The sequence below is a fragment of the Spirosoma jeollabukense genome, from assembly GCF_054777855.1.
Genome location: NZ_BAAHAD010000007.1, coordinates 249,251 through 263,540, shown reverse-complemented (window position 1 = coordinate 263,540; position 14,290 = coordinate 249,251). Strand labels below are relative to the sequence as shown.

12 protein-coding genes are annotated in these 14,290 nt (G+C 45.2%); 6 read left to right on the top strand and 6 right to left on the bottom strand.

Annotated features, from left to right (window positions below):
* Positions 1-27: 27 nt before the first annotated feature.
* The 4 genes from ACYVEA_RS23845 to ACYVEA_RS23830 all read right to left on the bottom strand — a co-directional run bounded on the left by ACYVEA_RS23845 (position 28) and on the right by ACYVEA_RS23830 (position 4,454).
* A complete protein-coding gene (locus tag ACYVEA_RS23845) occupies positions 28-864 on the bottom strand; it encodes a phytoene/squalene synthase family protein (RefSeq protein ID WP_461115938.1) in 837 nt (278 codons plus the stop codon).
* A 25-nt stretch (positions 865-889) separates the two neighbouring features.
* On the bottom strand, positions 890-2,362 hold the full coding sequence (locus ACYVEA_RS23840; RefSeq protein ID WP_461115937.1) for a phytoene desaturase family protein: 1,473 nt from the start codon (positions 2,360-2,362) through the stop codon (positions 890-892).
* Between the two features lie 246 nt (positions 2,363-2,608).
* Positions 2,609-3,124 (bottom strand): RNA polymerase sigma factor, encoded by a 516-nt coding sequence (locus tag ACYVEA_RS23835; RefSeq protein ID WP_093826047.1) that lies wholly within the window; start codon positions 3,122-3,124, stop codon positions 2,609-2,611.
* A gap of 361 nt (positions 3,125-3,485) precedes the next feature.
* A complete protein-coding gene (locus tag ACYVEA_RS23830) occupies positions 3,486-4,454 on the bottom strand; it encodes a KpsF/GutQ family sugar-phosphate isomerase (protein ID WP_461115936.1) in 969 nt (322 codons plus the stop codon).
* 107 nt (positions 4,455-4,561) lie between these two features.
* Here ACYVEA_RS23830 and recQ point away from each other — a divergent pair, with 107 nt between their 5' ends.
* The 3 genes from recQ (at position 4,562) to ACYVEA_RS23815 (ending at position 9,452) form a co-directional block, all read left to right on the top strand.
* Positions 4,562-6,772 carry a DNA helicase RecQ gene (gene recQ / locus ACYVEA_RS23825; protein WP_461115935.1) on the top strand — a complete coding sequence of 737 codons (2,211 nt, stop codon included), beginning with the start codon at positions 4,562-4,564 and terminating at the stop codon, positions 6,770-6,772.
* A gap of 82 nt (positions 6,773-6,854) precedes the next feature.
* A complete protein-coding gene (purD, locus tag ACYVEA_RS23820; protein ID WP_461115934.1) occupies positions 6,855-8,141 on the top strand; it encodes a phosphoribosylamine--glycine ligase in 1,287 nt (428 codons plus the stop codon).
* 99 nt (positions 8,142-8,240) lie between these two features.
* Positions 8,241-9,452 (top strand): PSP1 domain-containing protein, encoded by a 1,212-nt coding sequence (locus ACYVEA_RS23815; protein WP_245776627.1) that lies wholly within the window; start codon positions 8,241-8,243, stop codon positions 9,450-9,452.
* Between the two features lie 54 nt (positions 9,453-9,506).
* On the opposite strand, the gene ACYVEA_RS23810 is transcribed toward ACYVEA_RS23815, so the two are convergent.
* Positions 9,507-10,532 (bottom strand): hypothetical protein, encoded by a 1,026-nt coding sequence (locus ACYVEA_RS23810; protein ID WP_461115933.1) that lies wholly within the window; start codon positions 10,530-10,532, stop codon positions 9,507-9,509.
* Between the two features lie 4 nt (positions 10,533-10,536).
* Positions 10,537-10,899 carry a BlaI/MecI/CopY family transcriptional regulator gene (locus ACYVEA_RS23805; protein ID WP_461115932.1) on the bottom strand — a complete coding sequence of 121 codons (363 nt, stop codon included), beginning with the start codon at positions 10,897-10,899 and terminating at the stop codon, positions 10,537-10,539.
* Positions 10,900-11,017: 118 nt separating this feature from the next.
* Here ACYVEA_RS23805 and ACYVEA_RS23800 point away from each other — a divergent pair, with 118 nt between their 5' ends.
* The 3 genes from ACYVEA_RS23800 to ACYVEA_RS23790 all read left to right on the top strand — a co-directional run bounded on the left by ACYVEA_RS23800 (position 11,018) and on the right by ACYVEA_RS23790 (position 14,229).
* Complete coding sequence (locus ACYVEA_RS23800) at positions 11,018-11,494, top strand: gliding motility lipoprotein GldH (RefSeq protein ID WP_461115931.1); 477 nt, start codon at positions 11,018-11,020, stop codon at positions 11,492-11,494.
* Positions 11,495-11,598: 104 nt separating this feature from the next.
* Positions 11,599-12,225 carry a phosphatase PAP2 family protein gene (locus tag ACYVEA_RS23795; protein WP_461115930.1) on the top strand — a complete coding sequence of 209 codons (627 nt, stop codon included), beginning with the start codon at positions 11,599-11,601 and terminating at the stop codon, positions 12,223-12,225.
* Positions 12,226-12,336: 111 nt separating this feature from the next.
* Positions 12,337-14,229 carry an amidophosphoribosyltransferase gene (locus ACYVEA_RS23790; RefSeq protein ID WP_461115929.1) on the top strand — a complete coding sequence of 631 codons (1,893 nt, stop codon included), beginning with the start codon at positions 12,337-12,339 and terminating at the stop codon, positions 14,227-14,229.
* Positions 14,230-14,290 lie beyond the last annotated feature (61 nt).

Below are 14,290 nucleotides of genomic sequence, written 5' to 3'. Positions count from 1 at the left end.
GAAGCTTATAGAGTTGATCTTAATGCCTCACAGCACATTCAGCCGATATTTCAGGTACGTTTGCGCTAGCAAAGCCAGCTTCTGCGGATTTGGCACCCGAACGCGCTCGTTTTGAATACGGGAAGCTGGTAAACGCTTAATTTTGTTGAACAGCGTCTGGTAATACATGTAGGCCAGGTAAACACCCATTCGTGCACCCCGAGGCAAATTCATAATACCAATATAAGCGTCGTCGAAGTCGCGCTGAATATCGCTTTCGATCGACTGCTTCTCTTCAAGGCAAAAATTATTAAAATCAACGCCCGGAAAGTAGGTACGTCCCCGTTCGATGAAATCACTTTTCATGTCACGCAGGAAATTTACCTTCTGAAAGGCGGCACCTAATTTTCGGGCGGGTTCGCGTAAGCGATTGAATTCCTGAATATTACCTTCACAAAATACCCGCAGACACATCAGGCCAACAACCTCTGCCGATCCATAAATATAGTCCTCATAACCCGCCGAATTATAATCCTGATAATGCAGATCCATCTCCATACTTTTCAGAAATGCATCTATCAATTCTGGCTCAATTTTGTATTGCTGAACAACGATCTGGAACGAGTGTAAGATGGGATTCAGGCTTATGCCTTCTTCAATAGCCTGATAAGCATCGTGTTTAAAACGGTCCAGCAGCGTCTTTTTATCGTACTCATGGAACGTATCGACAATCTCATCAGCATATCGAACAAACCCATAGATGGCGTAAATAGGCAAGTGAAATTTACGATCGAGCGTCTTAATGCCCAACGTAAACGAAGTACTATACCGCTCTGTAATTAATTTGCTGCATTCCAGTGCGGTTTTATTGAACAACGCCATCATAAGTAAAAAAGAGGAAGGGGTTAAATTAAGGAAATTCTTTAGCAATCTCGTCAGCAACCACCAGGCCCGAGATGAGCGACGGCGGTACGCCTGGCCCTGGCACGGTCAGTTGACCGGTGTAGAACAAGTTGTTCACCCTTTTGTTCTTGAGTGATGGCTTTAAAAGCGCCGTTTGACGCAGTGTATTAGCCAAGCCATACGCATTTCCCCGAAAGGCGTTATAATCGTTTTTGAAATCGCTATGGGCATAACTGCGCTTGAAAACAATGTAATTACGCACATCCTCCCCAACATAGGCTTCGAGTCGGTCCATCACTATCTCGAAATAGCGTTCCCGCGTGGCGTCATCGTCTACAAGATCAGGAGCGACAGGAATCAGCAGAAATAGATTTTCGCAGCCTTCAGGCGCAACGCTGGAGTCAGTTTTCGATGGGGCCGATGCGTAAAATAAAGGTTTAGTAGGCCAGCGGGGTGTTTCATAAATTTCCTGCGCATGGAGCGCAAAATTTTCATCGAAAAACAAATTGTGGTGCTGCAACTTTGGAATACGCTTGTTGACACCAAGATAAAAAAGGAGAGAGGAGGGGGCCATCACCCGTTTACTCCAGTAGTCGTCGTCGTAATTACGATGCTCGTTGTTTACTAAAGCCGTTTCGACATGGTTGTAGTCAGCACCGGCTACCACTACGTCTCCCTCGAAGATACCATCGTTTGTGACAACCCGCTGCGCTTGATTCTTTAGCACGTCAATTTTTTGAACGGTCTGGTTAAGCAGAATCTTAACACCCTTCTCTTCGGCCAGACTGACCATTGCTTTCACAATTTCGTGCATTCCACCCATGGGATACCAGGTGCCCAGGGCCATCTCGGCATAGTTCATCAGGCTATACATGGCAGGTGTGTTCTCGGGGGTGGCACCTAAAAATAGGACGGGGAATTCAACAATTTCGAGCAGTCGTGGCGCTTTGAAAAATTTACGGACATGTGTAGCAAATGATTGAAAGACATCCAGCCGTGTTACGTCGTAGAGCAACTTTAGACTTAGGAATTCCGTCACCGACCGGCTTGGTTTCCAAACAAAATTGTTCATGCCCACATCATACTTATAGAATGCTTGTTTAAGAAACTCCCGTAGTTTGGGACCGCTACCGGGTTCCATCTGATCGAACAAGGCTTCCAGATTTTCCAGACCAGCCGGTAGATCAACGGCTTCGTCGGGACTAAATATAACACTGTAGGAAGGGTCAAGCCGCACCAGGGTATAATAATCAGATGGTTTCTTACCAAAGCGGGCGAAATATGTTTCAAATACGTCGGGCATCCAATACCAGCTTGGGCCCATATCAAACGTAAACCCTTCAGCCTGAAAGACGCGCGCCCGACCGCCGGGCATACTGTTTTTTTCGAGTACTGTAACGTCGTAACCTTTGTCGGCAAGACTGGTTGCAGCCGCCAGTCCAGCGAATCCGGCTCCTATAACAAGAATACGTCCGGGCATCAGTAGTAGATTGAGTGAGTCATTACCTAATAACCTGATTAAGTAATTTGTTTAACAAACGTACTTACCTGAACCCTCACTTGCTACAGTAGTAGCTCTTTTTGTTGTTAAACAGCTGATTATCAAAATGTATAAAAATAAAAAAGTTGGGTAGAAGCTACCCAACTTTTCGAACCTTCCTCTTTTTTAACCAAAAACTACTCAATCAATACTAATTAGACTGAGGTATTTCAAAAAAGTCTCGCACTAAGCGTTAAAATATGCATAAACTTTTAGCTGATCCTTCAGTTCTTTGCGGGCAATATGGATTCTGTTTTTGACAGTTCCAATAGGGATGTTCAATTTTGCCGCTATTTCGTGGTATTTGAACCCTCTAAAGTGCATCATAAAGGGGGTTTTGTAAGTATCGTCAAGGTCATTCACCGCCCGGTTGATGTCGTCCTGGGCAAACGATGAATAAGCTAAATTATCTGTGCTACTTTCAATGGAATTGATATAATGCAGGTTATCTGTCGTATCAATGAAGGTGTTCTTACGTACCATGCGCTGGTAATTAGTAATGAACGTGTTCTTCATGATCGTATATAACCAAGCTTTTAGATTTGTGCCGTCCGTGTATTTGTCACGGTTTGTGAACGCCTTCAACAGGGTGTCCTGCAATAAATCATTCGCATCTTCAACATCTTTTGTAAGGCGGAGCGCGAATGGGCGCAATGACTTGGACACTTTGCCAATATGATTAGTAAATTCGAGAGCGGTCATGGCTGTTTACGTTTTTCTGTTGAATCAATTATATTCAGGTATTAAACAAAAAAACAACCAGTCTTTTCTGAATTCGAATAGCCTGCTAGATTAAAGGTGTAATTTATTTGTAAACAGGCAGTTAATTAATTTTATTTTGTTCAAAACTTAATTTTATTGTTATTCTTTGAGGTGAGGAGTGTGGAATATTTCCCCCATTATGGGGAATATGGTGTGTAGACTTTGTTTAATGTTTGTGGAAAATAAGTGAACACGGAATGAGTGTGTAAAGGATACACCACTGAAATTCGGTTAATATGTACTTTATCTTCTTCAAGCATAGCCATCCGGGAACCTTGCCTGACCCAGTGTGGAATTTACATCACACTAATCCTTCTTTCAACAAATCGTGTAGGTGAACAAACCCATATACATGTCCAGCTTCTGCCACAATGAGCTGTGTAATGTTACGTTCCTGCATAAGCTGTAGCGCTGCCACAGCATAATCATCTGGTTCTACACAAATGGGCGAGTGCGTCATGACATCCTTCGCGCAGAGCTGCCAAATGGAATCATGTTCATAGGCAATACGCCGGATGTCGCCGTCAGTTACGATGCCTGCCAGCGAACCAGCTTCGTCAACGACAGCCGTTGCGCCCAGGCGATTCGCCGAAATGGTAAAAATTACATCTTTAACAGGGGTGTTGGGTAAAACTTGCGGGCACTGATTCTGCGGAAAAATATCGGACACCTTTAAATGTAGCCTTTTTCCCAGTGAACCGCCCGGATGGTAACGAGCAAAATCATGTCGGGTAAAGCCGCGCATTTCCAATAAGCTTACCGCCAATGCATCACCTAAGGCCATGGCAACGGCTGTGCTGGTAGTAGGCGCCAGATTCAAGGGGTCCGCTTCCTGCTCAGCGTAAGCGTGAAGGATGTTGTCAGCATGACGGGCCAGATAAGAATCGCGGGCGCTAACCATCGCAATCAGTCGGACGCCGGTTCGCTTTAATAAGGGCACTAGCACCTTGATTTCGGCCGTATTGCCACTCTTGGAAATAATAAGTACTACGTCGTTGTCCTGGATCATACCCAAATCACCGTGAATGGCGTCGGCAGCATGCATGAACAGAGCAGGTGTGCCTGTTGAGTTTAGGGTGGCCACGATTTTCTGGCCAACGAGGGCACTTTTGCCTACGCCCGTTACTACTAAACGGCCCGAAGAGTTCAGTACTGTTTCGACGGTATTAGTGAATTGTTCATCAAGCAAATCAACCGCATGGCGAATGGCTTCAGCTTCGGCTAATAGGACCGACCGGGCAATAGTCTGAGGATTTTTTATTACTTTCAACGTCAGTTTTGATAATCAGGAAGTGTTTGCTGTGTATATTCGCTAACTTTATAAAGCAAAGATACGCTAAGCAAATAGAGTAAAGTAACTTTTGTACGATTTGTAGAATGATGCAAGTTGATCAGTCGGTCAATACAACCCTTAAAGAACGACTAAAGGAAATTTTTGGGTTCAGTCAGTTTCGGGGCGAACAGGAAGCCATTATTCATAGCATTCTGGCCGGGCGTAATACGTTCGTTATTATGCCAACGGGTGCTGGTAAATCCTTGTGCTACCAGATGCCAGCCATTGTAAGTGAGGGCACTGCAGTAGTTATTTCGCCCCTTATTGCCTTGATGAAGAATCAGGTTGACCAATTAAATGCCTTCGGAATCAACGCGCAATTCCTGAATTCGACGCTGTCTAAGGCAGAGATGAATAAGGTCAAGAAGGATACGCTTAATAGCTCTCTTAAGCTGCTATATATTGCTCCCGAGTCGTTGACGAAAGAAGAGAATTTGGATTTTTTGAAGAAAGCCAATATTTCTTTTGTGGCAATCGACGAAGCACACTGTATTTCCGAGTGGGGGCATGATTTCCGGCCTGAGTATCGAAAAATTCGCGGAATTGTAGATAATATTGGCAATCTGCCCGTTATTGCCCTTACCGCTACGGCTACCCCTAAAGTGCAGCAGGACATTCAGAAAAACCTGCAGATGGAAGATGCCAATCTCTATAAGACATCTTTCAATCGGAAGAATCTGTATTATGAGATAAAGCCTAAGGTTGAGGCTAAAAAACAACTTATTAAATATATTAAGCAGAATAAAGGTAAATCAGGTATCATTTACTGTTTAAGCCGCAAGACGGTTGAGGAAATTGCTGAGCTTCTTCGAGTGAATGACGTAAAAGCCTTGCCTTATCATGCTGGTCTGGACCCGCAAACACGGATGCATAACCAGGATGCTTTCCTGAATGAAGACGTAGACGTCATTTGCGCAACTATTGCCTTCGGAATGGGTATTGACAAACCTGATGTTCGGTTTGTGATTCATTATGATGCGCCTAAATCGCTGGAAGGCTATTATCAGGAAACAGGGCGTGCTGGTCGTGACGGTCTGGAAGGCAATTGCCTGATGTTCTATAGTTACGATGACATCGTTAAGCTCGAAAAATTTAATAAAGACAAACCAGTTACTGAGCGGGATAATGCCAAGCACTTGCTCACTGAAATGGTTTCGTACGCTAACCTGGGTGTTTGTCGACGTCGCCAATTGCTTGGCTACTTTGGCGAATTTCTGGATAAAGATTGCGGCTTTTGCGACAACTGCTTAAAGCCAACCGAGAAACTCAAAGTGCAGCACGAAGTGGTACTGGCGCTGCAAACGGTACTGCAAACGGATCAGCGTTTCGATGTAGCCCACTTAGCCGACGTTCTGACCGCTACCACAAATCAATACGTGACCAGCTACGAGCACGATAAACTCGATGTGTATGGTAAAGGCCGTGAGTTTAATGAAGATTGTGACTACTGGTGTTCACTGATCAAGCAAATTACGATCTACGGCTATTTAGAGAAAGATGTTGATAATTACGGTATCCTGAAGCTCACCCAGCGTGGCCTGAATTATATCGAAGATCCGTATCCTATTACGCTTGCCAAAGACCATAACTACGACCTGCAGAGTGTAGAAGCGAAGGAGGAAGAAGATAAAGATTCAATACCATCTTCGGGTGGAGTTGCCTATGACGAAGAATTGCTTGGGTTACTGAAAGCACTTCGGAAACGGGTCGCAAAAGAAAAGAATCTGCCACCTTATGTCATCTTCCAGGAAACCTCGATGGAGGAAATGGCAACCACCTATCCAACCACGCGGGAGGAAATGGCGCAGATCAACGGCGTCGGAATGGGAAAGGTGCAGAAATTTGGCCGCCAGTTTATTGACCTGATCACGAAATATGTTGAGGATAATGAGATTGAGACGGCCAAAGACGTAGTTGTTAAGTCTACCGTTAATAAATCGAAAGTAAAGATTTTTATTATCCAGCAGATAGACCGCAAAGTTGACCTAGATGAGATTGCTGAATCGAAGTCACTGTCGATGGAGGATCTAATGGAAGAAATTGAACACATCTGTTATTCAGGTACACGGCTTAACCTTGATTATTATATTAATCAGGTAATGGACGAAGACCGGCAGGACGAAATCTTCGAGTACTTTATGCGGGCCGACAGCGACAACATCGCTCAGGCCATGCGTGAATTCGGGGGCGACGATTTCACCGAACAAGATTTGCGACTGATGCGCATTAAGTTCCTGTCGGAAGTAGCTAATTAAATGATGAATGATGAATGATAAATGATGAACTGCTTAAGCTAACTATCATTTATTATTCATCATTCATCATTAATCATTCTTTATGAACATACTTATATTGGGTTCGGGTGGACGCGAACACGCTTTTGCTTGGAAATTAGCGCAAAGCCCGTTATGTGATATGTTGTTTGTGGCGCCCGGCAATGCCGGAACAGCTCAGGTGGCAACAAATTTACCGATTAGCTACAACGATTTTCCGGCGGTCACTAAGGCTATTCGGGATAACAAAATTGACCTGCTTATTATTGGTCCCGAAGAACCATTGGTGAAGGGAATAGTCGATTTTCTCCGTTTACAAACCGGTTTGGCTAGCTTGCGGATCGTTGGGCCAGATGCAAAAGGGGCGCAACTGGAGGGAAGTAAGGATTTCTCCAAACAGTTTATGCACCGATATGGTATTCCAACTGCTACGTCGAAAACGTTCACAGTGGCTACTTTGCAGGAAGGTGTGTCATATCTGGAAACCCACTCATTACCGGTTGTGTTAAAAGCAGATGGACTGGCGGCTGGTAAAGGCGTTATTATTGCCGATACCCTGGCTGATGCAAAAACAGCTCTTTATGATATGCTCGACGGACAGAAGTTTGGCGATGCGGGCAGTAAAGTGGTCGTTGAGCAGTTTATGCGAGGCATCGAGCTATCGGTGTTTGTGCTGACCGACGGTACAAATTATAAAATTCTTCCGGAAGCGAAAGATTACAAACGTATTGGGGAAGCCGATACCGGCCCTAACACAGGCGGCATGGGCGCCGTATCACCGGTAGTATTTGCTAATAAATCGTTTTTGCAAAAAGTTGAAGATAAGGTTGTAAAACCTACCTTAGCAGGCTTACAACAGGAAGGGATCCGCTATCAGGGTTTTATCTTCGTTGGGTTGATGAAAGTAAATGGTGAACCCTTTGTTATTGAATACAACGCCCGTATGGGCGATCCAGAAACAGAGGTGGTTTTACCCCGAATTCAAAGCGACTTTGTGGAAATGATGGTCGCGACGGCCGAGGGGGATTTGGATAAAATTGCGATACAAGTGTCGCCCCAAACGGCCGTAACTACTGTACTGGTTTCGGGCGGATATCCCGGCAACTTTGCAACTGGTAAAATCATTTCGGAGTTAGAGCGTTTAGATGATGTTATGGCGTTCCATGCCGGAACGTTAGAAAAAGACGGTCAGGTTTTGACCAATGGTGGGCGAGTGCTGGCTATAACGGCTCAGGCGAACTCACTCGAAAATGCTGTCAGGAAGTCGCAGGAAGCGGCCCGGATGGTGCAATTTGACGGAAAGCAGTACCGAAAAGACATTGGGGTTGACCTGATTCGGTATTCCGATTAACGAGGTTGTAAGGCTAAAGAGTCGTGGGTTCCAGTACTGGCTTTCAGTGCTGACAGTATCACAACTTTAAAACCTTAGAACCCTATAACTATATATATTATGTCCTGCAAATCCTGTGCAACTGGTGGGTGTGGCACACAACGCGGAGCATCCGATGGTCCCGGCGGGGAACCGCAGAAAACGGCTACAAAGGGATGTGGAAGTGGAGGATGTAGCACCGGTGGTTGCAACAAATTAAATTCATTTGACTGGCTAAGCGACATCGCTATGCCAAGTGCGAAGCGATACGATGTTACGGAGGTAAAGTTTAAAGGCGGTCGAAAGGAGTATTACCGCAACGTTCATCAGCTTGATTTAACAACCGGCGATTATGTAGTTGTTGAAATGCAATCTGGCTTTCATATTGGGGCCGTTTCGCTACAAGGCGAATTGGTCCGATTGCAAGTGAAGAAACGAGCCGTAAAAATTAACGACGATACGAAGGTTATCCATCGGATAGCTACCGCCAAGGACATGGAACGGCATGAACAGGCCGTTTTGCGTGATTTGCCGGCCCTTTATCGTTCCCGTGAAATTGTCAGGGAATTAAAGTTAAACATGAAGTTGTCGGACGTTGAATTTCAGTCAGACAATACGAAAGCGACATTTTATTATTCATCGGAGGAGCGTGTTGACTTCCGGGAATTGATCAAAATGCTGGCGAGCGAATTCAAGGCTCGAATCGAGATGCGGCAAATTAGTTTGCGGCAGGAAGCGGGAAGACTTGGTGGTATCGGTTCCTGCGGCCGCGAACTTTGCTGCTCGACCTGGCTCACCGATTTCAAAAATATCGCTACGTCGGCAGCGCGTTATCAGAATCTGTCGCTGAATCCGGCAAAGTTGTCAGGTCAATGCGGACGGCTGAAATGCTGCCTGAACTACGAACTGGACACCTACATGGATGCACTGCGGGATATTCCAACGATTGAAAAGCCGCTGGAAACGCAGAAGGGACGGGCTTATTTACAGAAGACCGACATTTTTCGCAAGCTCATGTGGTTTGGTTATGGAGCCGAAAGCACCTGGCATCCACTTCCCATTATTCGTGTTCTGGAGATCGTAGAATTGAACAAAAAAGGAATTATTCCCGAATCGTTTGACGTACTGACGCCGATAGGTGAGAAAGAACCCGTTACGGCAGCCGCGCTTAATAGTGACTTGCAAAAATTAGATGCCAAGTACACGGCAAGGCCCAGCAAAAAGAAAAAAAAGAAACCTAGAGGACCAGAAGGCAATACGCCAAGACCTATGCCGAATGGTAAAGTATCTTAACAACAAGCCCCGACCTGACAGGTTGGGGCTTGTTGTTTTTTCCTAAACAGTAGCTTAAAAGTCACCCGAATAGAAGGGACTGAATACGTAGTAGCTGCTGTCACGCTTAGCGCGTTTGGGTGACGTCTGGATATTCATCAAAAACCTGTGTTTCCGATTTGGTCCATCTGCCCATTCCTCGAAACGGCGTTCCTGGGTGTAGAGTTTATCAACTTCACGGACGTGAATTCCTTCAATGCTTTTTACATCAGCAGGTAAGCCATTGATGTATAAGTCAATATCTGTAGCGTATTCGTCGTAAAGTTTTAGGTAGTCTTTTTTCGTACGTTCTACAAACGCAAGTTTATTTCTGAAAAAGGTGGCTTCCAACAACTTGTTCATAGAGAAAGTACTGGTTTGGCCGAGTGGATGATCGGATACAGCGTTAGCCCGTAAATATTGCTCCCATCTGGTACGTACCGGATTCTTTACGGGCGTTTTGTGGGTGGTACTTACAAATACCCGGTGCGATTCCGGGTACGTTGATGCTTCAGCTAGATCCTCCCATTTCTGGTAAACCAGCAGGTCGTTCACTTCATTAAATGTTAGTGCCGACAAAGACTGAACAGGTTCTTCCTTGCCATTTATGTACAGTTTTGCTTGTTGGCCGTCTGGTAGCTTAAGCCCTAGACGATTGTTCCGTAAACATAAAATTTCAGGATAACGGGTTGTCGCCGAATTACTACGTATGATGATTCGGTTCTGAAATCGGACGGTATCAACCTGATTTTGTTCTTTCAGGAATGCAGACGCGCGAAACCAGGGCATTCCCGGCTTATCAAGTTCTGCTGCCAGTGCCCGTGTCGCATTTATTGAGGAAAAAGCAGGAACGGACAATTGCAAGCCCTCCTGATGAGTTGAATGTTTATGACGACAAGCGAATGCCATTCCGCTCATTAACAACACCCACAGGACGTAGCGCCACGAAGCTAACAGTCCGGAACGTTGTCCGTTAATCCTTCCAATGGGCTGACGTAGCGTTGGCCTCCTGAATACGACCAGCAGCCCATTCACCAGTACAACGTAGCGCAGGGTTTCCATACCGTTATTTCTTTTGTTCGATCATTGCTAGAATTTCACGTAACTCATCGGCCGTAATCTTCTCATTTTTAGCAAAATAGCTCACCAGGTTCTTGTACGAATTGTCGAAGTAATCATCCACCACTTTTTTAAGCACAAACCGATTCTGGTACGCTTCCTTTGTGATAATGGGATAATACTCATGGGTATTACCGTACGCTTTGTGACCTATATACCCTTTTTCTTCGAGATTACGAACAATGGTTGAAACTGTGTTATAGTGTAGGGGAGGATTTGTGAACTGCGGAACCATGTCTTTCACGTAGCCCTGTTCCATTTTCCAGACCACCTGCATCACTTCTTCTTCTTTGGCGGTTAGTTTTTCCATGTATCAAACTTAAAACTATTCTTATCGTTTGCAAACTAGCCAGCTAGTTTTTTGACAGTTGACGTCATTTGAAAAGCCAACGGCACCGTCGTAGCTTTGCGGGCTATATGAGTTACGTATGAAACGATTAGGACTTTTCCTGTTCATGGCGTTGTTGATTGGCGGCTGTGATACGAATGCAGTATATAAAGAGTACACCGACATTGATGATGGGAAGTGGTATATCAAAAACGCGCCGTCGTTCACGTTTGAGATTAAGGATGCTTCGGTGCCCTACAATATTTATTATAACCTTCGGAATAGCCTGTCCTATGGTTACTATAACCTCTATCTGACTCGCTATCTGCGCGATGCCAGTGGCAAGGAACTCGAATCACGTCTGGACGAATTACTATTGATGGACCCGAAAACCGGCAAACCCAATGGCGATGGTCTTGGCGACCTATTCGATCATAAGTTTTTAATGAAGCGCAATTATCGCTTCCCAAAACCGGGTAAATACACTATGCAAATTCGGCAGTATATGCGTCAGGACCCGTTGCTCAATATTCAGAGCGTAGGCATCACCGTCGAAAAGGCGGCTCCCGCCAAATAAATTTCTGTAATCCCAACGTAGGAGGGATCTTTGCCGGGCCGCCGTTGCGGCAACAGTAGACTTCAAAATCCCTCCTACGTCGGGATTACAGCAATTAGTAAGTGATGCTTGAACTGTTGCGAAAAAATCGCTTTTTCTTTCTTCCGTATGTTCTGATACTGGTTGTAGTTGCTACACTACAGATTAAGTACACGCAGGGAGAGTTAATGCTATGGGTAAACCGTCGCAATAGTTTAGTGGCTGACCTTATTTTCCCGTACGTTACGTATCTGGGTGACGGTGCGTTCTACGTGGTTGTGTGTCTGATCTTAATGACTCATAATTGGCGTGTCGGCTTAATGGGCCTGGCTAGTTTTGGCCTCTCTTCACTGACATCCGAATTCCTGAAAAAGCTGGTCTTTACAGATTCACCCCGGCCACTGAAGTTTTTTGAGCAGTCAATAAATAAATATCACCTCATTGAGGGATTAGATATTCATAGTTTTAATAGCTTTCCCTCAGGTCATACAACAACGGCTTTTGCTATGTTCAGCCTGCTGGCTCTGCTTGATGTTCAGAAGGGTAGGGGCTGGATTTTCCTGCTGTTAGCCATATTGACGGGGTATTCTCGCGTTTATTTATTTCAGCATTTCGTGGAAGATGCTTACGTTGGCTCTCTTATCGGCACAATCTCAACCCTATTAGTTTACGTATTACTAAGCAAATGGGCTATAAAAAGCGGGGTGGATTAATGTTTTTACCTACTTTTGTTTAACAACCGGCCGAACCATTGCCAATGAGGAGCCGTTACTTCTTTATTACTTCATTCGTAAGTAAACCAACACGCTTCGACAAACTCTCTCATGAGTGACGCCATCAAACATGAGTGCGGCATAGCCTTAATTCGGCTCCGCAAACCGTATCAGTATTATATTGATAAGTACGGTACTCCTCTCTACGCAGCCAACAAGCTATACCTGCTCATGGAAAAGCAGGTCAATCGAGGTCAGGACGGTGCCGGAATTGCAAATATCAAACTCGATGTGCCAGCCGGTAGTCGTTACATAAGTCGCTATCGCTCGGTAGATCAACGACCCGTAACGGACATCTTCGAGAAAGTCAATAAGAAATTTCGCAAGGCGCTTAAAGGCAACAAAGACAAAGCTAAAGACGCTAAATGGCTTCAGGAAAACCTGGCCTTTACGGGCGAAGTCTGGATGGGCCATCTGCGCTACGGTACGCATGGGGCCAATGAGATTGAAAACTGTCACCCTATGCTTCGCCAAAGTAACTGGCGTAGTCGAAATTTAGTCGTAGCCGGTAATTTCAACATGACGAATGTCGACGAGTTGTTTGACAAGCTCGTTTCGCTGGGTCAACATCCGAAGGATAAGGTTGATACTGTTACAGTAATGGAGAAAATCGGCCACTTTCTGGACGAAGAAAACCAGCGCGTGTTTGAACGCTTCAAAGGCATTTACGAAAACCCTGATTTGTCGGATATTATCGAAGACAACGTCGATATGCAGCGCGTTTTACACCGCTCCTGCCGTGATTTCGATGGCGGATATGCTATGGTCGGCATGACGGGGTATGGTGCTTCATTTGTCGCCCGCGATCCAGCCGGTATTCGTCCGGCTTATTACTATGCCGACGATGAAGTGGTGGTCGTAGCATCAGAAAAACCAGCCATCAAAACTGCCTTTAATGTCGAATACAGTGCTATTCAGGAAGTGAAGCCTGGTCATGCGCTCATCATTGACAAATATGGTGAGTATATGGAGCAGGAATTTGTAAAACCTATCGAAAAGAAGTCCTGTAGCTTCGAGCGGATTTATTTCTCGCGAGCAACCGATCCTGATATTTACAACGAGCGCAAAACACTGGGAAAACTGCTTATTCCGCAGATTCTCAAAGAAATAGATTATGATCTAGAAAACACAGTCTTCTCATACATTCCAAATACGGCCGAAACGGCGTTTTTTGGCATGGTTGAGGGGCTGGAAGATTACCTGGCCAAGCAGCGCAAAAAAGCGATAATGGAAGGTATTCTGTTTGAAGAAGAGCTGGATCGGGTACTTTCCTTTCGGCCACGTATCGAAAAGCTGGTTGCCAAAGATGTAAAACTGCGCACCTTTATTACCGACGACTCACAGCGGGACGATATGGTGTCGCATGTATATGACACTACGTTCGAGGTCATTAAAAAAGGCAAAGACAATGTCGTCGTCGTGGATGATTCCATTGTGCGCGGTACAACTTTGGAAAAGAGTATTTTGCGCATGCTGGATCGTTTAGGGCCCAAGAAAATTATTATCGTCTCATCGGCTCCCCAGATTCGCTTTCCTGACTGCTACGGCATCGATATGTCGAAATTCAAGGAATTCATTGGCTTTCGGGCTGCGCTGGAGTTACTCCGTGAGCGTGGTCAGGAGAATTTGCTGGATGAAGTCTATGCGCAGTGTGTGGCGGCTATCGAATCAGGAAATGCCAGCAAAGAGAATTACGTAAAGGCTTTATTTGACCCCTTTACACATGAGGAATTGTCTCAAAAAGTAGCTCAGATTGTAACGCCCGATGATTTGAACGCCGAAGTAGCCGTTGTTTATCAAACCGTCGAGAATTTACACAAGGCTTGCCCAAATCATTCCGGCGACTGGTACTTCACGGGGAACTACCCAACACCCGGTGGTAACAACGTTGTGAACAAAGCCTTCGTGAATTTTATGGAAGGCAAATTGGTTCGGGCTTATTAAAGATTGACGATAACGAACGGAGAGGAAAGAGAGAACGGATTCTATAATCCTTTTTTGCTCT